The organism is Streptomyces sp. NPDC001663, assembly GCF_042893105.1.
In the GTDB taxonomy this organism is placed as follows: Bacteria; Actinomycetota; Actinomycetes; order Streptomycetales; family Streptomycetaceae; genus Streptomyces.
Genome location: NZ_JBIAUR010000016.1, coordinates 114774 through 134654, shown reverse-complemented (window position 1 = coordinate 134654; position 19881 = coordinate 114774). Strand labels below are relative to the sequence as shown.

Below are 19881 nucleotides of genomic sequence, written 5' to 3'. Positions count from 1 at the left end.
AGCACCGGAGCGGACCACACCTCATGAACCATGAAGACAGGAGCACCTCGTGGCAACGGACACACCCCGACGAAACGCCCTGATGGCCTGTGCGGCCCTGGTCATCGGTGCCCTCACCCTCACGGCCTGCGGCGGCGGCGCCACGGCGGACGGCTCCAGCCGGCAGTCGAAGGCCCAACTGGCCCTGACCGCCGACTCGGTCACCACGAAGACCGCTCAGGCGGGGACCGCCTCGACCACGGCGGCCGGTCTCGATTACGTCGCGTTGGGCAGTTCGTTCGCCGCCGGACCGAGCATCCCGTCGCTGCAGTCGAGCAGCGGGGCGGCGGCTTGCAGCCGGTCGGCCAACAACTACGCGAGCATCGTGGCCCGTGACACCGGGGCGAACCTGACGGACGTCACCTGCAGCGGCGCCACGACGGCGAACATCCTCACCACCAACCAGGGTTCGCAGCCGCCGCAGATCAACGCCGTGAACAGCGGGACCGACCTGGTCACGGTCACCATCGGTGGCAACGACGTCAACTACCTGGGCAGCATGGTCACGTACTCCTGCCAGAACAGCGGCGGCACGAACTGCGGCACCGTGGACCAGGGCGCGATCAACACGGCCCTCGGCACGGTGGGCCAGAAGATCGAGAATGTCGTGGACGCCGTCAAGGCCAGGGCCCCACAGGCACGCATCCTCCTGGTGAGCTACTCCACCCTCCTGCCCGACACCGGCGGCTGCACCGGCGTACCGCTCACCGCCGACCAGCGGATCTTCGAGCGCACCGTCGCCACCCGCCTCGCGCAGGCCTACATCGACACGGCGAACCGCACAGGCGCGACCCTGGTCCGCTTCGCCACCGCCAGCCACGGCCACGACGCCTGCGCGGCCGACCCTTGGGTGGAGAAGTACAAGCCGGCCTCGGGACGGACCACGTACCACCCGAACGAGGCCGGCATGAAGGCCGCGGCCTCCCTGGTGGAGTCAGCGCTGGGGTGAAGTTCGCGCCGGGTACCGACACCCAAATGGAGCGGGTGCGCAGATCTGGTCCGACCGCCGACCGCGACCCCGGCCGCTGCCCCTTGGTCTCGAAGGGTCAGTTCCCGGACGGAGGGCTGTAGAGCTGCGCGGGGTCGCCCGAGAGGGCCGCTTTGACGAAGCGGCTGGGGTCGTCGACCAGTACCTCGATGGCCTCGGCCTGTACGCCGTCGAGGCCGGCCCGTGCGACGTCGGCCGGGTCGATCATGGGAGCGTCGCGTCCCGCCATCATGTCGGTGTCCGCGGCGCCCAGGTGCACGCCCTGGACGAGGGTCCGCTGACCGGCAAGCTCAAGGCGTACGCCGTTGGTCATGTTCCACTCCGCGGCCTTGGCCACGGCGTAGGACCCTGTCCCTTCGGTGGCGACCCACGACAGCACGGAGAGGATGTTCACGACCGCTCCTCCGCCGCTCGCGGCGAGAGCCGGGGCGAAGGCGCGGATGACCCGGAGCGTGCCGAATAGGTGGGTTTCCAGGTCCTCCCGGATCATGTCCAGGTCGCCGGTCACGAGGCCGGCCCCGGTCGCGATACCGGCATTGTTGATCAGCAACGTGACGTCCTGTCCGGGCGTCGCGCGGTGGCGTGGCCGGAGTCAGCACGCGCGCCCTGCGCTACTACGAGGAGCAGGGCCTCCAGACCGTCAGCGATCGTAAAGGCCGCGGTGACGGAATCAAGGAAGCCGCCCGGCCTCGTGAAGCGCGTCGAAGGCCATCTCGTCGACGGCCGAGACTCGGTCCCTATCGGCGTAACGGAACCACGCCTTCTGGGCGATCTCCCTTGACGGAGTCAGCTCACCGCGGTGATCGGCGGTGTAACAGATCATTCGGAAGGGGCCGTGATCCGGATTGTCGTCGCCGATCTCAAAAGTGCCGAAGTGCACCAACGAACCGGGGTCGATCGCCGCCTGCAGTTCCTCGTCGATCTCCCGCACCAGGGTCTCGACATCGGACTCACCCGGCTCACGATGACCGCCCGGGAAGTAGAAGCGATCTCTGCCGTGACTACGCGTCACCAATACCCGGTCGTCCCGAACCAGGATCCACGCCACCTTCTCCGGCACACCGCTGCTGTCCGCCATGGCTCGGGACCGTATCGGAGGGCGTCGCCTGCGTCAGTACCGTGTCGGCGCCTGACTTCCGCAGCGTCTGCCGGTGGTGCCGACTACAAGGACAAGGGCGTTGTCGGTGTGGGCTGTTAGCTTCGGTGACGGAGATGAGCCGGTTCGAGGTTCTTGCCGAAGAACACGGCGGCCAAGGGGGGTGGCCGGATAGGGGTCCCCGGACTACTGGGTCCCGGGACGCCGAATGGCTCCGCACCCACCCCCCTCACAACCTGCTGATCCGTAGCTCTACAGAGGTCGGTCAACGGAGGTCATACAGGCAGTCGTTCGGCTCCTGAGGGTTGCTGTGGGTCATGGTCGGTTGCTGTGCTTCTCTGCTGTGCAGCGGGATGTCCCTATCAGGACCGGGCGTTGACCTCGCCTGCGACAATGCACCCATGAATGACGCCTCTGGGCCGCGGGCCTTCGCTTCGCCGCTCAAACCCGTCGACCTGCGCACCATCGCGCCTGAACGTGAGGCCTTGGCCGGGTGGCTCGACTACCATCGCGCCGAGTTGCTGAGGAAGCTCGATGGGTTGACCGAGGAACAGGCAGCCCGGCGTGTCGTTCCGTCCCTCACCACCTTGCACGGATTGGTGCGACACCTCACCAAGGTTGAGTTTGTCTGGTTCATGAACGTCATCAAGCAGAGCGACGAACCCGTGCCCTTCGGTTGGCCGAAGCGCAGGGACGGTGACTTCCTGTTGGACGACGGCGCGACTCTGACTGAGGACGTCGCGCGCTACCTGGCCGCCTGCGCGCGCAGCCGTGAGATCTTCGCCGGGGTTTCACTGGATGATGTTTGCACGCACCACCGATTTGGGGATCTCGACGTGCGTTGCATCATGATGCACATGATCAGGGAATACGCCCAACACAACGGCCACGCGGACGTCATCCGCGAGCTCATCGACGGCACTACGCAGAGCTGAGTCCCCTCACAACTCCGGGCGCGACCTTTAGCCCGTCCGACCGCTCTTCATCGGGCTGCGCGCGGCGAGCGGAGCGAGTCGCCTTGAACCAGTAGAGAAAGTTGTAACTCAGTCGGCCGCGTGGGGATTGTCTGGTCCCAGCTGACGCTGGGCGGCAGTACACGCAGTGAGCGCCCTCAGCGGCCATGCCGGAGGACGCTCAAAGTGCGCGCAGGTCAGATGGCGTCGATCTGCCACGCGACTACGCCAGTAGCTCCCTTGGCAGCGTCAACGTCAATGCGGACCGACCTGTCCCCTGTGATCCGCTGCTGGGTCAACGACTGATCGCACGGGACCGTGGCCTTCGAGCCGGTGCTCGCTGGTGTGAACGACAGTTGCGCGCTGCCACTCCCGAAACACACCAGGTTGAGCTTGTAGTTCTTGCCCTTACTCAGGATGGTCTCCGTGTGGACGCCGTCGGTCACACGCTCCGCGCCGGCTGCGAAGAACTTGCCGCTCTGCACAGCCGTAAGGGCTGCTTGGGCCTGCTCGATGACCTTCTTCTCGGACGGACCGGTTGTCGCTGCCGAGTTGCTTGGCGCAGGTGAGTGCGTCGCGTCTCCGGCCGTGTCCTTCCCGCTGCCAGAGGTGCAGGACGTGAGCAGAAGCACGGATGCCGCCACCGCACACCCGCCGAGCCAGGCCCGCGGGTTCAAGGAGGTCATGACGAGGTCACCCAATACTTCCAGCCCACTTCGTTCGTGGGCAGCGTAGTTGTGCCGTGGCCGATCTCGACCTCACCGCAGCCGTCGCTGCTGGTTCGGTACCTCTTCCAGCTCGCCTCGTAGCCCCAGGAGCCGTACTGCATGTGACCGTACTTGATCCTGGGGATGTCTTGGCTATGGGTGTGACCAGTGGTGACGGACACGCTGCCAGCGACCTTGAGGGAGATCGTGGTCTTGGCCTTTGCGGGGATCGCCCAGGCCGAGTACTCGCCGTTGCCCGAGACTTCGAGCGAAATCGTGCCGCTCTTGGTCACGGCACCGCGCAAGGCTGACGTCCGGTTCAACACTCACGACTTCGACTTCACGAACAAGCCGACCGCCAGCTGCTCGAACAAATGTGACATCCGCAGCGTCGGTACTCATGAGGCCGGACAGGTCTTCGGGCTGAAGGACATCCACGGAGCCCACGACAACCTCACCATGTACGGCAACTCGATCTTGTGCTCGACGAGGGCCAGGACGCTCGGCAAGGGTGATGTGCTCGGCCTGCGCGGTATCCACTGATCCGGAGCAGACGCTCCCAGAGTGGCGGTGTACCGATGAAAGCCATACCCCCGATCGGCAGGACCGGAACCGCGTGGACGCTGCCGGCGGCAGTCCTGGTCACTACGTCCGTCGCCTGCTCCTCGTCCAGCGACAGTGGTGGCGGCGGGTCCGCGGCATCCTGCGCGTACCGGGTCGAATACCAAAACCACACGTACTCGGGCGCGGAAGCCAAGGATTTCACCCTCGGGGACAAGCTCGGTGCTGTCACACTTCCGCCGTGCGACGACACCCGCTTTGGGAGTGGGATCGAATCCTTGCCGGGTGCGCTCGTCGGTGCTATCTGATGTTGTTTTCCCTGGTCAGCAACATGCGGGCCGTGCACTCAATCCCGCGCATGACGCTCCGTCGCGGACGCCTCGGCGGCAAGGGGCAACCCTCAACACGCTGTCCAGATTGTTCGTCTGGGGGTTCGGGACTGATCAGGAGTGCTCACCTGCTGGCGGCCACTCATCGAGTCTCACTCACGACCCGATAAGCCCCATGAGGCGGCTGGGAGGCGGCGGCGTGGCGGCGCGCGAGCAGGTCGCGGTGCCACCGCAGCACCGTGTCCGGACGCATCAGCAACCGCAGCCTGGGCGGCACGTCCTTCGGGAGCTGGTGCAGCGGCGCCGCCATGAATGCCCGATCACCCGGGTGGAACCGCACCCTCTTCTTGCCGAGTCGGCGGTCCAGGACGGTGATCTGATGGCGCAGGACGAGGATCTCGACGTCCTTGTCCCTGTCGCTCATCGCCGACAGACGCAGCGTGGCGAACGCGTTCGTGACGCCGAAACGGTGCCAGTCGCAGCAGCACGGCCGATCACCATGTCGCAGCGATCGCCAACTGCGGGAGAGCACAAGCGCAAGCGGCCGGCAACTGGGAGCCGGAAGGCCGGGTCGAACTACCGGATGGACGGGCATGAGGGCCAACGAAGCACGCCGCGCCGCAACCGTAGGCGCGGACTGGTCACGGGCATTCCCTTGGCGCTGCTGGTCGTCGGGTGCTGGCGTGCCGTCCCCCCCCGGGAGCGGGACCGGTGTCAGGATCACCGACATCTACGGGGAGGGGCTGACCGTCGACGGCACCGCCGTGCAGCCGGACGTCGCGCAGCCGACGGGCGTCCAGTTCGCCCGGCATTGACCAGCCCGCCGGACAGCCTTCACCGGTCCGCAACCGAGCACGACCGCCGTTCGAATCACGGGCCGGGCACTGTTAGGCTGCGCCCCCTGTTGTTAAACATGCAACTAACGCGCACATCATCGCCAGGAGAGGGCGACGGAGGGATGCTTCTCGACGACGCGTCCGCGGAGTTCCACGAATTCTTCGAACGCCACTATGCCGAACTCGCCCGTCTGGCACACCTCCTGACCGGCGAGACCGACGCGGCGGACGACCTCGCGGCGGATGCCCTGGTCGCCCTGTGGCAGCGCTGGGACCGGATGCGGCAGGCCGACCACCCGCTCGCCTACGCCCGCGGTGTGGTGGCCAACCTGGCGCGCGGACGGATCCGCAGCGCGGTGCGCGAGCGACGCCGGATCACGCTGATCTGGTCCCGCAGCCCCGAGAAGGTGGAGGGGCCGGACATGGCGGCCGTACTGGACGTCCGCGCGGCGCTCGCCCGGCTGCCTTTCCGCAAGCGTGCCTGCGTGGTGCTGCGGCACGCCTTCGACCTGTCGGAGAAGGACACGGCGGCAGCGCTGGGCATATCGGTCGGCACGGTGAAGAGCCAGACCTCGAAGGGAATGGCCGAGCTGGAAAGGATACTGGGCGCACGAGCGGCCGGGGACCTGGTGGCAGGGAGGAGGAACCGGTGAACGACGAGATCGCCCGTCAGCTGCGCGAGGCCGCCGAGGCGCACCGGCCCGACCGCGCGCGGATGCTGGCCCGGGTGCAACGCGGCATGGCCGGCCCCGCCGTCCGTCACCGCGCGCGGCCGTTCGCGAGGTCCGGGACCAGGGTCGCGCTCGCCGGGCTCGCCGCCACCGGCATCCTGGCGACCGGCGGCCTCGCCGTCGCCGCCATCGTCGCGCACTCGTCGCAGTCGGCCACCGTGACCACGCCTGCCGCCCCGTCCCCGACCGTCAGCTCCCCGCACCCGACATCGGGCCGCCCCACCCCCGTCGCGCCGGCCCCGGCCACCACCCCGGGCAGCGCGCGCCCTACTCCGCCGGCCACCAGTCCATCGCCGACCGCCGGCGAGAGCCAGAACGGGCCGCTGTGGTCGGCCGGCTCGTTGGACCCGGGCAGCACCGTCTACTGGACGCAGAGCAACCTCGCCCTCAAGACGACCCGGCCCCTCACCTCGCTCACGGTCGAGATCCGGATCGCGCAGACCGGCGGGGTGAAGAACACCGGCACCTGGCAGACCCTGCCGAGTGGTGACTTCACCGTCACCGTCCAGGAGGCCGGCGGCGCGCTGGTCTACCGCTGGGTCCTCAAGCCGGGCCTGACCGTGCCGGCCGCGAGCTATGAGTTTGCCGCCCAGTTCAACAACGGCACCGGCGTGCGCCGTGCCTCAGGCGACGGCTACCGCGTCGACGCGCAGGGTTCGGGCGGCTCCGCGTCGGTCCGGGGAGGGTTCGTCCCGACCCGGTGAACGCCGCTGTGCGGCAAGGGGACGAGTCCCCTTGCCGCACAGCTCGATGGGAGAACAAGTACCCGCACTGCTGGTACGGGGTCCAGTCGGCCGGGCCGACGTCGGTCCCGTCGGCGTAGGTGGCCTCCATGGTGGCCGGCGGGTCGCCGTGGAACTGGGTGGGGACGGTGACAGCTGCCGTGAAGACTCTTCCCCCGATCGCGGCAACCTTTGTGTGCGTGGCGGCAACTGGCAGGTAACCGGGTCCGGATCAAGGCCCGCTGTGCCAGAAGGACATGCCGTTGTCAGATCAGAACCGCTCTCATCGCCGCCGTCCGGCTACCCGCCGCGTGCTCGCCGCCGCCGTGGTCCTCGCTGCCGCGGGTGCCGCCGTACCGCTGGTCGCGCTGGCCGCACGCACGCCGGAGGCCCGCACACCGACCCTGGCCGCCGCGGCGACCGGCCGCGGCCGCTACTTCGGCACGGCAGTGTCCTCGGGCAGGCTCGGCGACTCGACGTACTCCACCATTCTCGACCGGGAGTTCAACATGATCACCCCGGAGAACGAGATGAAGTGGGACACCGTCGAACCCTCCCGCGGGAACTTCAACTTCAGCCCGGCCGACGCGATCGTGGGCCACGCCGCCGCGCACGGCCAGCGCATGCGCGGCCACACCCTGGTCTGGCACTCCCAACTGCCCGGCTGGGTCAAGTCCATCACCGACGCCAACACCCTGCGCAGTGTGATGGACAACCACATCACCACCGAGATGACCCACTACAAGGGCAAGATCTACGCCTGGGACGTGGTCAACGAGGCGTTCGCCGACGGCGGCAGCGGTCAGCACCGCAGCTCGGTCTTCCAGGACGTGCTGGGCAACGGCTTCATCGAGGAAGCCTTCCGCACGGCCCGGAACGCCGACCCCTCCGCCAAGCTCTGCTACAACGACTACAACATCGAGAACTGGACCGACGCCAAGACGCAGGGCGTCTACGCGATGGTCAAGGACTTCAAGTCCCGCGGTGTGCCCATCGACTGCGTCGGCTTCCAGAGCCACTTCGGCGCCGGCGGCCCGCCGGCCGGGTTCCAGACCACACTGTCCAAGTTCGCCGCGCTCGGCGTGGACGTACAGATCACCGAACTCGACATCGCCCAGGCGTCCGCCACCGCGTACGCCAACACCGTGCAGGACTGCCTCAACGTCGCTCGCTGCACCGGCATCACGGTGTGGGGCATCCGCGACAGCGACTCCTGGCGCACCGGTGAGAACCCGCTGCTGTTCGACAACAGTGGTAACAAGAAGCCCGCCTACGACGCGGTACTCACCACCCTGGGCGGCAGCAGCGGCGGGGGCACGGCGGGCGGCGGTACGACGGCCGGGGACATCACCTCCGGCACCGTCTACACGCTCTCCAACGCGGCCGCCGGACGCGTTCTCGACGAGCCCGCGGGATACAACGGCAACGGCACCCCGCTCCAGGTGTGGGACGCCAGCGGTGCCGCCAACCAGCAGTGGCGGGCCACCAAGAACGGCGACGGCTCCTACACGCTGACCAACATCGCCAGCGGCCGGGTCCTGGACGAGCCGGGCAACCAGACCGGCAACGGTACGAACACGCAGGTCTGGGACTCCAACGGCGGCGCCAACCAGCACTGGAAGGCCGCCCGGAACAGCGACGGCTCCTACACCCTGACCAACGTCGCCAGCGGCCGAGCCCTGGAGACCCCCGGCGGCAAGACCGCCAACGGCACCCCCGTCCAGATCTGGGACTCCAACGGCGGCGGCGCCAACCAGCGCTGGAACTTCAGGACGTCGACGTCGGCCCCGACAACGCCCACGCGGACGGGCGCCACGTGTGCTCTTCCGTCGACGTACCGGTGGAGCTCGACCGATCCGCTGGCGCAGCCGGCGAACGGGTGGGACGCGGTGAAAGACTTCACCACCGTGACGTACAACGGCAAGCACCTGGTCTACGCGTCGAGCGTGTCGGGATCGTCGTACGGCTCGATGATGTTCAAGCCCTTCACGAACTGGGCGGACATGGTGTCGGCCGGCCAGACCGGCATGAGCCAGAAAGCGGTGGCGCCCACACTGTTCTACTTCGCGCCCAAGAACATCTGGGTGCTGGCGTCCCAGTGGGGCGCGTCGCCCTTCGTCTACCGCACGTCGAGCGACCCCACCAACCCCAACGGCTGGTCCGCGCCGCAGCCGCTGTTCACCGGCAGCATCCCCCGCACCGAATCCGCCACCGGCCCGATCGACCAGACCCTGATCGCCGACGGCCAGAACATGTACCTGTTCTTCGCCGGCGACAACGGCAAGATCTACCGGGCGAGCATGCCGATCGGGAACTTCCCGGGCAACTTCGGCTCGTCGTACACGACGGTCATGAGCGATTCGACGAAGAACCTGTTCGAGGCGCCGCAGGTCTACAAGGTCCAGGGCCAGAACCAGTACCTCATGATCGTCGAGGCTCGGGGTGCGAACGAGCAGCGCTACTTCCGCTCGTTCACCGCCTCCAGCCTGAGTGGTTCCTGGACCCCGCAGGCCGCCGGCGAGAGCAACCCCTTCGCGGGCAAGGCCAACAGCGGTGCCACCTGGACCAACGACATCAGCCACGGCGACCTGGTCCGCAACAACCCCGACCAGACCATGACCATCGACCCCTGCCACCTGCAGTTCCTCTACCAGGGCAAGTCCCCCACCGCGACCGGCCCTTACGACCAACTGCCGTGGCGGCCGGGCGTCCTCACCCTGCAGCGCTGACCGCTGCTCACCGCCTCGTCGAGGAACCCCAGCCGTACGCCGGCTGGGGTTCCCGTCGTTTGGGGACCGGACGGAGGCTCGGCGAGGCCTGTCGGGCTGATGGGTGGGCTCCTGGTCCTGCGCGGGTGGGCGTGGGCGCCGGCCGGAGAAGTCCGCAGCCCCGCGAAGACGACGAAATGCGCCCCCATCGAAGAGATGGGGGCGCATTCGTCGGCTTCGCCTACTTGAGCGGCGTGCCGCCCGAGTTGTGGTACGCGATCGTCTTGTTGATCAGGTTTCCGCCGTCGGTCTCGACCGAGGTCTGTTCCTGCTGCCCTGGACCGAAGAACAGGCCGGCGACATGGGCGTTCGCCACCTGGTCCATGTGTGCGAAGAACCAGTCGACCTTGTCGTCCTTGTAATGGTTGAGGGTGTTGTTCTGCGCCATGTTGCCCACGGGGATCTGCCACAGGACGACCGGCTTGCCCACAGACTCGGACATCGTCTTGTAGAACTGCAGCGCGGCGGCGGCCTTCTGGTCGTTCCAGAAGTGGTCACTGCCGCCGTGGGCCGGCTGTGCGTACCAGCCCGCGTCGCGGTCCGAGACATCGGTGGCCAGGAAGTCGGCGTTCTTCGCCCCGAAGCTCTCGTAGGACTTGACGCAGGCCTGCGTGTTGGTCTGCCAGTCGAAGCAGGAGAGGTGCATCCCCGCCTCGGCGTTCGGCGCGTACTTGTGCGCCATCGAGATCAGGCACTGGGCGAGCCCGGTGGCGCTGTTCTCCTGCGATCCGCAGTCCGTCGGATTGGCGCTCTTCACCTGTGCGGGAACCTGGTGCGGATCGCCGAGCGAGCGGACGTAGCCCCAGAAGTCGGGCTCGAGGTCGATCGCGGCCTGCGTCTTGCCGATCTTCTGGAGGAAGAAGCGGTAGTCGTTCAGGTAGCGGGTGAGCAGGTCGGTCCGGTTGATGGCCTTGACCTCACCCGGACCGTCGCCCTCGCCCGCCGCATCGCCGAGGTCGCGCAACGAGTACCAGGTCCACAGCATCTTCTGCGGACGCGAGCTGCCCTTGTACGTCGCCTGGGACACCACGTCGTCCCGCCAGGTCACGTACGTGCCGGGCGCCGTGGTGCTGCCGTTCCAGCAGCCCCACCAACCCGACCAGTCGTCGTGGCACTTCGCTGCCGTGTAGTAGTCCGACGAGGGCGCGGGCTGGCTGTGCACATAGGCGTACCGCACGTCGAACGGCGCGGCGGCCGCCGAGGCGTCGGACATCGAGCCGCCGATGAGCACCGTGCTGCTGCCCATGAAACGCTTCGTCGAGCTGCCGCCACCGGCCACGGGAGACGGCGTCGACGACGGGTGCGAGCTGCTCGGAGCCGGGCTGGTGGGAACGCTGCCGCTCGGCGGGGTGGGCGTACCGGAGCTGCCGACGCTCCCGGCGGGGACGAGTTTCCACTGCTGGTCGGCGCCGCCCCGGTCGCGGTTCTGGACGACACCGCTCCCGTTGGCTTTGGCGGCGTTGTGGACATCGACGGCCATGCCACTGAAGCGATTGACCAAACGCACGTAGCCGTCCGGCGACTTGGCCAGTTTGAACTGCTGGTTGGTGCCGTTCAGGTCTTTCCACTGCACGATGGCGGAGCCGGCGGTCTTCGACCAGCCGAGGTCGTCCAGCACCTTGCCGGAGTTCCGGTTCTGCAGCCGGTAGTACCCGTCACCCGAGTCGATGAACCGCCACTGCTGGTTGGCGCCGCCATGACGGCTCCACTGCACCACCGCCGCGCCGTCGTTCTTGGCGGAGGCGCGGTCGTCCAGCACCTTGCCGCTGTTGCGGTTGACCAGCACGTACCACTTCTTCAGATCCAGGCTTTTTTGCTGCGCCGAAGCCTGGTTGACCACAACGGCCGAGCCGGCCACGACCACCACGGCGAGACCCGCCCACAGACCCCGACGCGCGAGCAACCGACGGCCCCGATGCTTCGGGCGATCACCGCGCGCGCCGCCGTCGGCACGGTGGCCGCTGACGCGGGACGCCACCGATGACGTGGGTGGGCCGGGGACATGTCTGTGCTCTCGTTCCAGGGACATGCCTGTGCTCTCTTTCAGCCGTTGCATCTGACCGGACCACTTGGCCGGACAACGCTTAGTGGTCCGAGAGGCCGAAAAGGTTGCCGCGAAGATCCACAGTTTTTTTCGCCTTGACCGCTTCCCGTTCGCCGCGGAGCACGGCACGCCTGACGCCGGCGGCGGCGAACGCCTGATGGCTGGTCGGGGAAGGTGCGGGACGGCAGCGAGATCCCGACCCGGCAAGGCAGTCCGATGCGCTTGCGGACCACCTGGCCGCCCAACGAGAAGCCCACCATCCTGGACCCCACCCGTGACCGCCGGCATCTCCGACACCCTCGCCCTGGGCATCCTGTGCGAGGGGTACGGCATGTACTGGAAACGCGACCGCTGATCACCCCACACAACAAAAAGGCCCGGGTCTCTGACCTGGGCCTTAATCATGGAGCGGGTGACGAGAATCGAACTCGCGCTCTCAGCTTGGGAAGCTGATGTTCTACCATTAAACTACACCCGCGTAAGACGCCGGTCGGAACCGGTGTCGGAACGCATGGTCACCTTACCTCATGCCGGGCCCCAGGCGCTGAAGCCGTGGGGTCCGAGTGCGTTTGCGGGGGGTGACGGAGCTGCGGGGGGCGGGAGTTGGGGCGTACCGTGGTGGGGTGGGTGAGGGTCCGGGGGAGGTCGGAGTGCCCCCTGGAGAGTCGTTCCTTTGATCCCGTAATGTGGCATTTGTCGTCTGGTGGGCAGTAGCCAGACGCGGCTCTTGGGGAAGGGACTCTAGGACTTGATGGAGCGCACCGTCGTCCGTTGTGCCGATGGGCACGTGTTCAGCACCGCTTCGTTCCCGATGCAGCAGGCCGAGCGCCTCGGCCCCGGCCGGCTCGTTCGGTGTCCACGCTGTGCCCGGCTCCGCAGTGTGGTGCCGGTCAGCCTTGAGAAGCGGTAGAGGCGGCAGAAGCGGTACGGCAGTACAGCAGTAGAGGCAGTGGTCGCTGGCGCGTGGGACGACGTGGTTGTCGTCGGCCCACGCGCCTTGCGTATCCTCGGGGCGTGCTTCTCTCAGACAAGGACATCCGGGCCGAGATCGACGCCGGTCGGGTGGTGATCGATCCCTATGACCCATCCATGGTGCAGCCGTCGAGTGTCGACGTACGGCTGGACCGGTATTTCCGGGTGTTCGAGAACCACCGGTACCCGCACATCGACCCCTCCATCGAGCAGACGGATCTGACGCGGCTCGTGGAGCCGGAGGGGGACGAGCCGTTCATCCTCCACCCCGGGGAGTTCGTCCTGGCCAGTACGTACGAGGTCATCACGCTCCCCGATGATCTTGCGTCGAGGCTCGAGGGCAAGAGTTCCCTCGGGCGGCTCGGGCTGGTGACCCACTCCACCGCCGGGTTCATCGACCCCGGTTTCTCCGGGCACGTGACCCTCGAGCTGTCCAACCTCGCCACCCTGCCCATCAAGTTGTGGCCCGGCATGAAGATCGGGCAGCTGTGCATGTTCCGCCTCAGCTCGCCGGCCGAGTTCCCGTACGGCAGTGAGCGGTACGGCTCCCGGTACCAGGGGCAGCGCGGGCCCACCGCCTCCCGCTCCTACCTCAACTTCCATCGGACGCAGGTGTGAGGGCGGCAGTGGCATGAGCATGAGTGACGTGCGGGAGAACCTGACCTACGAGCGCTTCGGCACCGCCGTGCGCGAGCTCGCGCAAGCCATCGCCGACGACGGGTACGAGCCCGACATCGTGCTCAGCATCGCTCGCGGCGGCGTCTTCGTCGCCGGCGGGCTCGCCTACGCCCTCGACTGCAAGAACCTCCACCTCGTGAATGTGGAGTTCTACACGGGTGTGGGCACCACGCTCGAGATGCCGGTCATGCTCGCTCCCGTTCCCAACGTCATCGACTTCTCCGAGAAGAAGGTCCTCATCACCGACGACGTCGCCGACACGGGCAAGACGCTGAAGCTCGTACGGGACTTCTGCCTCGACACCGTCGCCGAGGTGCGGTCGGCCGTCATCTACGAGAAGTCGCAGTCACTCGTGAAATGCGAGTACGTGTGGAAGCGGACCGACGACTGGATCAACTTCCCGTGGAGTGTCCTGCCTCCGGTGCACAGGTCGGGAGAGGCACCCAAGGAGAACAAGGAAGCGGTCTGACCGCTGCCGTTATTTCGGGTCGCTGTTGAACTTCGCGGCCGACCAGAAGTAGCCGAGCACCGCGAGGCCCAGGCACCAGGCGATGGCGAGCCAGCCGTTGTGGCCGATCTCGGTGCCGAGCAGCAGGCCGCGCAGGGTCTCGATGGCCGGGGTGAACGGCTGGTACTCGGCGATCGGCCGGAACCAGCCCGGCATCGCGTCGGCCGGGATGAAGGCGCTGGAGATGAGCGGCAGGAGGATCAGCGGCTGGGCACTGTTGGCGGCTGCTTCGGCGTTCGGGCTGGCCAGGCCCATGCCGACGGCGATCCAGGTGAGCGCCAGGGCGAAGAGTGCGAGCAGCCCGAACGCGGCCAGCCATTCCAGGGCGGTGGCGTCGGTGGAGCGGAAGCCGATGGCCACGGCGACGGCGCCGACGAGGACCACGCTCATCACGCACTGCAGCACGCTGCCGACGACGTGTCCGATGAGTACGGAGCCGCGGTGGATGGCCATGGTGCGGAAGCGGGCGATGATGCCCTCGTTCATGTCGGTGGCGACGGACACCGCGGCCCCGATCACGGTGCCGCCGATGGTCATCATCAGGATGCCCGGGACGAGGTAGGCGATGTAGTCGGAGCGGTCGGTGCCGCCGATGCCCGCGCTCATCGCGTCGCCGAAGATGTAGACGAACAGCAGCAACAGCATGACCGGGGTGAGCAGCAGGTTCAGGGTGAGCGAGGGGTAGCGGCGGGCGTGCAGCAGGTTGCGCCGCAGCATCGTCTTCGAGTCGCGTACGGCGAGGGACAGGGCGCTCATCGGGCAGACTCCTTGGGCTGGTTGGGGACGTTGCCGGGCCCGGTGAGGGCGAAGAACACGTCGTCGAGGTCGGGGGTGTGCACGGTCAGTTCGTCGGCCTCGATGCCTGCGGCGTCCAGCCAGTCGAGGAGGGAGCGCAGTTCGCGCTGGCTGCCGTCGCTGGGGATGTGCAGGGCCAGCGCCTCGTCGTCCCGGGTGGTCTCGCGCAGTGCCGAGGCGGCGGACCGGTAGGCGGCGGGGTCGGTGAAGCGGAGCCGGATGTGTCCGCCGGGGATGAGCCGCTTGAGCTCCTCGGCGGTGCCCTCGGCGGCGATCCTGCCGTTGTTCAACACTCCGATGCGGTCGGCGAGTTGGTCGGCCTCCTCCAGGTACTGGGTGGTGAGGAAGACGGTGGTGCCGCCGGTGACCAGCTCGCGGATGATCTGCCACATGTTGTGGCGGGAGCGGGGGTCGAGGCCGGTGGTGGGTTCGTCGAGGAAGATGATCCGCGGGTGGCCGACCAGGGTCATGGCGATGTCCAGGCGGCGTTTCATGCCGCCGGAGTAGGTGGAGGCGGGTTTCTGTGCGGCGTCCAGCAGGTCGAAGCGGGCCAGCAGTTCGGTGGTGATCCGCCGTCCCTCCGCGCGGGTGAGGTGGTGCAGGTCGGCCATGAGGAGCATGTTCTCCTCGCCGGTGATCAGGCCGTCGACGGCGGAGAACTGCCCGGTGACACCGATCGCGGCACGGACCGCCTGCGGGTCGGCGGCGAGGTCGTGGCCCGCGACCTGGGCCTGCCCGCCGTCGGCGGTGATGAGCGTGGACAGGATCTGCACGGTGGTGGTCTTGCCGGCGCCGTTCGGGCCGAGCAGTGCGAACACGGATCCGGCCGGGATGTGCAGATCGATGCCGTCGAGCACGGTCTTGTCGCCGTACGACTTGCGCAGACCGGCGGCGGAGACGGCGGCCGGCGACGTGTGACCGTCTGCTCGCCTGGACGTGGGCATGACAGGAGAAGGCATGGAGCCCTCCGATCGAAGGCTGAAGTGAGTGAAGGATGAGGCCTGTTGAGCAGGTGGCCGCTTGAGGAGGTGGCCGGTTGAGGAGGTGGCGCTCAGGCCTTGGCGCGGAGGATGTCGATGTTGCCCCAGTTGGTCCGTGCGCGGACCTTGACGGTGTCCTCGGTCTGCTCAGGGGCCTCGGACGCGGCGAGCATGTTGCGGACCTGCCCGCGGTTGGAGCTGACGTCGAGCCAGGCGGCGGTGCCCTCGCGGATGCCGATCTCGATGGGGCCGTTGGAGGTCTCCAACTGGATCTCGCCGCGCGCGACTTCGGCGATCCGGAGGGAGCCGTTGGTCGAGGTGCCGGTGACCGATGCCCCGGCGCGCGTGATGTCGATGCCGCCGTTGGTCCCGCTCACCCGCAGCTCGCCGGTCACGGCGCCGACGGTCGTAGTGCCGTTCGAGTTCTTCAGGACGGCGGGGCCGTCGACGACGCCGACGCGCACGTTGCCGGAGCTGGTGCTGATCTCGGCCGCCCCGTCGACCCGGTCCACGACGATCGAACCGTGCGACACGGTCAGCTTCAGCGGCCCGGTCGCGTCGAGGCGGACGTCGCCGACCGAGGTCTTCACCCGGACCTCGCCGAGCCGGCCCTCACCGAGCACCTGGGCCCAGGGGCCGGTCATGTCGATGTCCGATCCCGTGGGCAGTTCGACCGTCACGTCGACGATTCCGCTGGGCCCGATCATGCGTCGCTCCTTCGTCCGGACGGTCAGCACGCCGCTCGCGTAGGCGATCTCGGTCTGCTCGGCGGCCCGCACGTCCTTGTCCCTCTTCGGGTCGCGGGGCCGCGCCTCCACGACGGTGTCGAGACGGTCGGCCGCGGAGAAGCGGATGGAGCCGGCGCCCACGTGGGCGGTGACCGAAATCTGTTCGGGAGTGTCGAAAGAAGGCATGGCTGTCCCGTCCTCATGAGTCCTTGAGCCGTCCCCGCAGGTGGGGCGCGGTGTGGGTGAAGTGCGAAGTGCTGTTCGGGGACGGGTGCGGCTAGCGCACCCAGCCCGTGAAGCTCTGTCCGACGGTGCGGGTCCGCTGCGGAGTGCGCTGCTGTGCGCCGCCGTCGACCGCAGCCGACACGGCTCGCACCAGCCATGCGTTGACCGACAGGCCCTCGCGGCTCGCGGCCTCCTCGGCACGCGCCTTGAGATGGGCCGGCAGACGCAGGTTGACGCGGGCGGTGCCTCCCTCGTCGCCGTCGGCGGGTGCCGGTGCGCTGACCGGTTCGACGGGCGCGTCGTCCGCTTCCGCGAAGCCTCCGCCGGGCGGCGGTGTCACCACGAAGTCGGGGTCGAGCCCGCGCAGCCGTACGTCGACCGAGCCGGGGGCGAGTTCGCGTGTGATCTCGTCCATCGCGGCGGAGAGCACGTTGAGCATGATCAGCCGGGTCGCCGACTCCAGGGGAGCGGTGAGCCGTTCGGCCAGCTCGCGCGCTTCGTCGCCGCCGGCTTCGGCGGCCACCGCGAGTTCGCGGCGGAGGGTGTCGACATACGGGGTGAGGTCCATAGCGCCATCATGGCATCGCCGTGGTGCCACATGCAACCTTTCAGGGCACCTAATGGCGCCATATGGCGCCGATTGGCGCCGGATGGTGTCACCCGGCGCCACGTGATGCCATGTGGCGCCATGAGTAAGGGCCCCCGGCGCCATGTGCCGGGGGCCCTTCTCGTCGTGCCGCACGAGCGGCTAGAACGTGCCCAGTTTCACGATCGACAGCAGGGCGATCAGCTGGATCGCCGAGGCGCCCAGGGCCTTCGGCCAGGGGAGGTCGTGGGAGCGGGAGACCATCATCGTCAGCAGGGCGCCGGCCGCCACCCAGGTCGCCCAGCCCAGGGCCTGGACGAACGTCGCGTCGCCGCCGAAGAACATGGCGAAGACCAGGCGGGGGGCGTCCGTGAGGGACATGATCAACATGGAGAGGCCGACCGTGGGCTGCCAGGCGCCGTCGCCGCCGAGCTGGCGGGCCAGGGTGTGGGTGACCACGCCCAGGATGAAGGAGGACAGCACCATCGCCACGGCGGTCGTCAGGACGATCGGGACGGCGTTGGCGAGGGTGGCGCTGATCGCGTCCGAGCGGGCGCCGTCGAAGCCGAAGACCGCGAGGAGGCCGTAGAGGAAGGTCACGATGAGGGCCGGGCCCCACATCGTGTAGTCGCGCATCTGGAGGAAGGTCTGGGTGGGGGACAGAATGATGCCCCTCAGCAGGTCCTTCCAGTGGAGGCGCGGCCCGACCGGGGCCGCCGCGGCCGAGCCCGCGCGGTAGGTGCCGCCCTGGTTGTACGGGTCCTCGCCGACCGAGAACGCCTGGGTGTGGCCCGGGTTGTTGGCCGCGTACGGGTCCGGGTTGCCCTGCGGTGCGTATCCGCCGCCGTCGCCGAAGTACTCCGGCTCGTCCTGGCCGCCGTATCCGCCGCCGTACTGCTGCTGCCCCTGGTACGGGTACGGCTGCTGCGGCGCCTGCGGGTAGCCGTACGACTGTCCCTGCGGCGCCTGCTGCCCGTGCGGGGGGTGTTGCGGTCGCGTTTGCGGAGCGCCGTTGTTCCGGCCGCCCCGTCCGATCCTGAATCCAGCCACGCCTTCGAACGTACCTGGTCCCGGAGAGTGACGTGCCGGGCCCGGCGGTTCGGGCCCGGCTTTGCGGCCGACCTGTGACATCCCCTAAGGGGACGGTGGGGTGGCCCCTTAGGGAGCGTCAGCCGACCGTCGTCCGGCCGTCAGCCCGTGAGGACGTCGCCGAAGGACGCGTCGGCCGCGGGCCCGCCCAGCGTGGTGCCGTTGAACGACTTCGAGCCGGTCGCCGTGATGCCGGACGTGGTGGACTTCAGCAGCCAGGCCGCGCCGTCCCCGGTGTTCTCGGCCGGTGCGGAGGCGACCAGCTCGGAGCGGCCGTCTCCATTCGCGTCCGCGAGCAGGACGGCCCAGCCGAAGTTGTCGTAGCTCTCCGCGGAGCCGGGCACGCCCGCCGTGTCCTGCGAGAAGGACTTGGCGCCGGTGCCGGTCAGGCCGCTCGCCGAGCCGCGCAGGATCGTCACCGTGCCCGCCCGCTTCGCCGAACCGAGGGCCTCGTCGGCGGCGCCGACCGCGATGTCCGGGTAGCCGTCGCCGTTGACGTCGCCGGCCGAGAGGCTCCAGCCGAAGGAGTCGTTCTTCTCACCCGTGCCCGGCACGCCCGCCGTGTCCTGCGTGATGCGGACCGGGGTGCGAGTGGACAGGCCGCCGGACGCGCCGTACGTCACCGTCACCGCGCCACCGAGGCCGCCGTTCGGCTCGGTGGTCGACTTCTCCATGAAGTTGCCGGTGACGATGTCGCCGTAGCCGTCCTTGTTCACGTCGGCGATGACGCCGTCGTAGCCGCCCGCGAGCTTCTTGCCGACCTTGACCGTCGAGGTGGCGTCGCCGGTGTAGAGGACGCTGCGGGTGCGGTACGCGTCGCCGCCGTTGATCTCCTCCTGGCCCATGACCAGGAGGTCCGCCTTGCCGTCGCCGTTGACGTCGCCTGCGACGAGCTTGTCGGCGTAGATGGTGGTCTGCTCGATCGTGTCGATGCCGACGAGTGAACTCGCCTTGCCGGTACGGGAGATGGGGCCCCGGAAGATGTTCAGGTCGGGCGTGGAGTTGTTGCCGGCCGCCAGGTCGGTGTGGCCGTCGCCGTCGAAGTCGCCCGCGGCCAGGGACCAGCCCAGCTCGTTGCGGTACTCGGGCAGCGGCGCGGAGATGTCCGTACCGGACTTGATGCCGTCCGCGCCGCCCCACAGCACGGTCAGGGCGCCGGAGGAGTCGGTCGAGCCGATCTGGTCGCTGTGCACGCCGACCACGACGTCGCTGTAGCCGTCGCCGTCCAGGTCGCCGGTGGTCACGCGGTCACCGAAGTAGTCGCCGGACTCCGGGGTGCCCGGGATGCCGGTGGTGGCCTGGCTGATGATCTGGCGCTTGGCCGTGTCGAGGCCGCTCTTGGTGCCGTAGACGACGGCGATGTAGCCGGCGCCCGTCCTGCCGGACACCTTCGCGGTGGACGCGGAGACGACGACGTCGCGGTAGCCGTCGCCGTTGAAGTCGCCGGCGAGGCCCGAGGGGGCGGCGGAGGCGAGCGTGGCGGGGAGGGTGGTGAGGAGGCCGGTGGTGAGCGTCGCGGCCAGCAGGAGGGTGCGCTTGCGCATGG

General features: G+C 68.4%; 22 protein-coding genes and 1 tRNA gene. 10 read left to right on the top strand and 13 right to left on the bottom strand.

Annotated elements, in window-relative coordinates; all coding sequences use genetic code 11:
- Positions 1 to 49: 49 nt before the first annotated feature.
- Positions 50 to 988 (top strand): SGNH/GDSL hydrolase family protein, encoded by a 939-nt coding sequence (locus ACFY1L_RS41035; RefSeq protein ID WP_388836681.1) that lies wholly within the window; start codon positions 50 to 52, stop codon positions 986 to 988.
- Between the two features lie 97 nt (positions 989 to 1085).
- On the opposite strand, the gene ACFY1L_RS41030 is transcribed toward ACFY1L_RS41035, so the two are convergent.
- Together ACFY1L_RS41030 and ACFY1L_RS41025 are read right to left on the bottom strand one after the other, a co-directional pair.
- Positions 1086 to 1577: an SDR family NAD(P)-dependent oxidoreductase gene (locus tag ACFY1L_RS41030; protein ID WP_388836678.1), complete on the bottom strand. Its 492-nt coding sequence runs from the start codon at positions 1575 to 1577 to the stop codon at positions 1086 to 1088.
- Between the two features lie 120 nt (positions 1578 to 1697).
- On the bottom strand, positions 1698 to 2105 hold the full coding sequence (locus ACFY1L_RS41025; RefSeq protein ID WP_388836675.1) for an NUDIX domain-containing protein: 408 nt from the start codon (positions 2103 to 2105) through the stop codon (positions 1698 to 1700).
- Between the two features lie 419 nt (positions 2106 to 2524).
- Between ACFY1L_RS41025 and ACFY1L_RS41020 the strand changes: the two genes are divergently transcribed.
- Complete coding sequence (locus tag ACFY1L_RS41020) at positions 2525 to 3058, top strand: DinB family protein (protein WP_388836672.1); 534 nt, start codon at positions 2525 to 2527, stop codon at positions 3056 to 3058.
- 215 nt (positions 3059 to 3273) lie between these two features.
- Here the strand turns inward: ACFY1L_RS41020 and ACFY1L_RS41015 are convergent, their stop codons facing one another.
- Positions 3274 to 3762, bottom strand: coding sequence for a hypothetical protein (locus ACFY1L_RS41015; protein WP_388836670.1), 489 nt, complete (start codon positions 3760 to 3762; stop codon positions 3274 to 3276).
- Positions 3763 to 3954: 192 nt separating this feature from the next.
- Between ACFY1L_RS41015 and ACFY1L_RS41010 the strand changes: the two genes are divergently transcribed.
- Positions 3955 to 4326 (top strand): hypothetical protein, encoded by a 372-nt coding sequence (locus ACFY1L_RS41010; RefSeq protein ID WP_388836667.1) that lies wholly within the window; start codon positions 3955 to 3957, stop codon positions 4324 to 4326.
- 35 nt (positions 4327 to 4361) lie between these two features.
- Positions 4362 to 4652 (top strand): DUF6281 family protein, encoded by a 291-nt coding sequence (locus ACFY1L_RS41005; RefSeq protein ID WP_388836664.1) that lies wholly within the window; start codon positions 4362 to 4364, stop codon positions 4650 to 4652.
- A gap of 163 nt (positions 4653 to 4815) precedes the next feature.
- Here ACFY1L_RS41005 and ACFY1L_RS41000 read toward each other — a convergent pair whose 3' ends face one another.
- Positions 4816 to 5097, bottom strand: coding sequence for a hypothetical protein (locus tag ACFY1L_RS41000; RefSeq protein ID WP_388836661.1), 282 nt, complete (start codon positions 5095 to 5097; stop codon positions 4816 to 4818).
- Positions 5098 to 5356: 259 nt separating this feature from the next.
- Here ACFY1L_RS41000 and ACFY1L_RS40995 point away from each other — a divergent pair, with 259 nt between their 5' ends.
- The 3 genes from ACFY1L_RS40995 to ACFY1L_RS40985 all read left to right on the top strand — a co-directional run bounded on the left by ACFY1L_RS40995 (position 5357) and on the right by ACFY1L_RS40985 (position 6944).
- Positions 5357 to 5488, top strand: a complete 132-nt coding sequence (locus ACFY1L_RS40995) for a hypothetical protein (protein ID WP_388836658.1) — start codon at positions 5357 to 5359, stop codon at positions 5486 to 5488.
- A 143-nt stretch (positions 5489 to 5631) separates the two neighbouring features.
- Positions 5632 to 6162 (top strand): SigE family RNA polymerase sigma factor, encoded by a 531-nt coding sequence (locus ACFY1L_RS40990; protein ID WP_388836654.1) that lies wholly within the window; start codon positions 5632 to 5634, stop codon positions 6160 to 6162.
- On the top strand, positions 6159 to 6944 hold the full coding sequence (locus ACFY1L_RS40985; RefSeq protein WP_388836651.1) for a hypothetical protein: 786 nt from the start codon (positions 6159 to 6161) through the stop codon (positions 6942 to 6944). The genes ACFY1L_RS40990 and ACFY1L_RS40985 overlap by 4 nt, the downstream gene beginning before the upstream one ends.
- On the opposite strand, the gene ACFY1L_RS40980 is transcribed toward ACFY1L_RS40985, so the two are convergent.
- Positions 6835 to 7143: a hypothetical protein gene (locus ACFY1L_RS40980; RefSeq protein ID WP_388837038.1), complete on the bottom strand. Its 309-nt coding sequence runs from the start codon at positions 7141 to 7143 to the stop codon at positions 6835 to 6837. The two genes, ACFY1L_RS40985 and ACFY1L_RS40980, sit on opposite strands and share 110 nt — an antisense overlap.
- Positions 7144 to 7219: 76 nt before the next feature.
- On the opposite strand from ACFY1L_RS40980, the gene ACFY1L_RS40975 reads away from it, so the two are divergent.
- A complete protein-coding gene (locus tag ACFY1L_RS40975) occupies positions 7220 to 9691 on the top strand; it encodes a non-reducing end alpha-L-arabinofuranosidase family hydrolase (protein WP_388836648.1) in 2472 nt (823 codons plus the stop codon).
- A gap of 220 nt (positions 9692 to 9911) precedes the next feature.
- On the opposite strand, the gene ACFY1L_RS40970 is transcribed toward ACFY1L_RS40975, so the two are convergent.
- Together ACFY1L_RS40970 and ACFY1L_RS40965 are read right to left on the bottom strand one after the other, a co-directional pair.
- A complete protein-coding gene (locus ACFY1L_RS40970; protein WP_388836645.1) occupies positions 9912 to 11759 on the bottom strand; it encodes an RICIN domain-containing protein in 1848 nt (615 codons plus the stop codon).
- A gap of 419 nt (positions 11760 to 12178) precedes the next feature.
- Positions 12179 to 12252: transfer RNA gene (locus tag ACFY1L_RS40965), tRNA-Gly, on the bottom strand.
- A gap of 536 nt (positions 12253 to 12788) precedes the next feature.
- On the opposite strand from ACFY1L_RS40965, the gene dcd reads away from it, so the two are divergent.
- Both dcd and ACFY1L_RS40955 read left to right on the top strand, forming a co-directional pair.
- Entirely contained in the window at positions 12789 to 13364 is a 576-nt protein-coding gene (gene dcd / locus ACFY1L_RS40960; RefSeq protein ID WP_388836642.1) for a dCTP deaminase, read from the top strand.
- A 13-nt stretch (positions 13365 to 13377) separates the two neighbouring features.
- A complete protein-coding gene (locus ACFY1L_RS40955; protein WP_388836638.1) occupies positions 13378 to 13893 on the top strand; it encodes a phosphoribosyltransferase in 516 nt (171 codons plus the stop codon).
- A 9-nt stretch (positions 13894 to 13902) separates the two neighbouring features.
- Here ACFY1L_RS40955 and ACFY1L_RS40950 read toward each other — a convergent pair whose 3' ends face one another.
- The 6 genes from ACFY1L_RS40950 to ACFY1L_RS40925 all read right to left on the bottom strand — a co-directional run bounded on the left by ACFY1L_RS40950 (position 13903) and on the right by ACFY1L_RS40925 (position 19879).
- Complete coding sequence (locus tag ACFY1L_RS40950; RefSeq protein WP_388836635.1) at positions 13903 to 14688, bottom strand: ABC transporter permease; 786 nt, start codon at positions 14686 to 14688, stop codon at positions 13903 to 13905.
- Entirely contained in the window at positions 14685 to 15686 is a 1002-nt protein-coding gene (locus tag ACFY1L_RS40945) for an ATP-binding cassette domain-containing protein (RefSeq protein WP_388836632.1), read from the bottom strand. Before ACFY1L_RS40945 ends, ACFY1L_RS40950 begins: the two co-directional genes overlap by 4 nt.
- A 92-nt stretch (positions 15687 to 15778) precedes the next feature.
- Positions 15779 to 16621, bottom strand: coding sequence for a DUF4097 domain-containing protein (locus tag ACFY1L_RS40940; RefSeq protein ID WP_388836629.1), 843 nt, complete (start codon positions 16619 to 16621; stop codon positions 15779 to 15781).
- A 91-nt stretch (positions 16622 to 16712) separates the two neighbouring features.
- Complete coding sequence (locus tag ACFY1L_RS40935) at positions 16713 to 17228, bottom strand: hypothetical protein (protein WP_388836626.1); 516 nt, start codon at positions 17226 to 17228, stop codon at positions 16713 to 16715.
- 180 nt (positions 17229 to 17408) lie between these two features.
- The gene (locus tag ACFY1L_RS40930) at positions 17409 to 18377 is read right to left on the bottom strand and encodes a Yip1 family protein (RefSeq protein WP_388836624.1); all 969 of its coding nucleotides are present in this window, start codon (positions 18375 to 18377) and stop codon (positions 17409 to 17411) included.
- A gap of 59 nt (positions 18378 to 18436) precedes the next feature.
- Positions 18437 to 19879: an FG-GAP-like repeat-containing protein gene (locus ACFY1L_RS40925; RefSeq protein ID WP_388836621.1), complete on the bottom strand. Its 1443-nt coding sequence runs from the start codon at positions 19877 to 19879 to the stop codon at positions 18437 to 18439.
- Positions 19880 to 19881: the final 2 nt, after the last annotated feature.

What these genes read in the sequence shown, in the direction of transcription:
- ACFY1L_RS40930 (WP_388836624.1), bottom strand. Translation starts at nt 18,377, where the DNA reads ATGTCACAGGTCGGCCGCAAAGCCGGGCCCGAACCGCCGGGCCCGGCA.
- ACFY1L_RS41015 (WP_388836670.1), bottom strand. Translation starts at nt 3,762, where the DNA reads ATGACCTCCTTGAACCCGCGGGCCTGGCTCGGCGGGTGTGCGGTGGCG.
- ACFY1L_RS40935 (WP_388836626.1), bottom strand. Translation starts at nt 17,228, where the DNA reads ATGGACCTCACCCCGTATGTCGACACCCTCCGCCGCGAACTCGCGGTG.
- ACFY1L_RS40970 (WP_388836645.1), bottom strand. Translation starts at nt 11,759, where the DNA reads ATGTCCCTGGAACGAGAGCACAGACATGTCCCCGGCCCACCCACGTCA.
- ACFY1L_RS40940 (WP_388836629.1), bottom strand. Translation starts at nt 16,621, where the DNA reads ATGCCTTCTTTCGACACTCCCGAACAGATTTCGGTCACCGCCCACGTG.
- ACFY1L_RS40925 (WP_388836621.1), bottom strand. Translation starts at nt 19,879, where the DNA reads ATGCGCAAGCGCACCCTCCTGCTGGCCGCGACGCTCACCACCGGCCTC.
- ACFY1L_RS40955 (WP_388836638.1), top strand. Translation starts at nt 13,378, where the DNA reads ATGAGCATGAGTGACGTGCGGGAGAACCTGACCTACGAGCGCTTCGGC.
- ACFY1L_RS41005 (WP_388836664.1), top strand. Translation starts at nt 4,362, where the DNA reads ATGAAAGCCATACCCCCGATCGGCAGGACCGGAACCGCGTGGACGCTG.
- ACFY1L_RS41025 (WP_388836675.1), bottom strand. Translation starts at nt 2,105, where the DNA reads ATGGCGGACAGCAGCGGTGTGCCGGAGAAGGTGGCGTGGATCCTGGTT.
- ACFY1L_RS40975 (WP_388836648.1), top strand. Translation starts at nt 7,220, where the DNA reads ATGCCGTTGTCAGATCAGAACCGCTCTCATCGCCGCCGTCCGGCTACC.
- ACFY1L_RS41020 (WP_388836672.1), top strand. Translation starts at nt 2,525, where the DNA reads ATGAATGACGCCTCTGGGCCGCGGGCCTTCGCTTCGCCGCTCAAACCC.
- ACFY1L_RS40945 (WP_388836632.1), bottom strand. Translation starts at nt 15,686, where the DNA reads ATGCCTTCTCCTGTCATGCCCACGTCCAGGCGAGCAGACGGTCACACG.
- ACFY1L_RS41000 (WP_388836661.1), bottom strand. Translation starts at nt 5,097, where the DNA reads ATGAGCGACAGGGACAAGGACGTCGAGATCCTCGTCCTGCGCCATCAG.
- ACFY1L_RS40950 (WP_388836635.1), bottom strand. Translation starts at nt 14,688, where the DNA reads ATGAGCGCCCTGTCCCTCGCCGTACGCGACTCGAAGACGATGCTGCGG.
- ACFY1L_RS40990 (WP_388836654.1), top strand. Translation starts at nt 5,632, where the DNA reads ATGCTTCTCGACGACGCGTCCGCGGAGTTCCACGAATTCTTCGAACGC.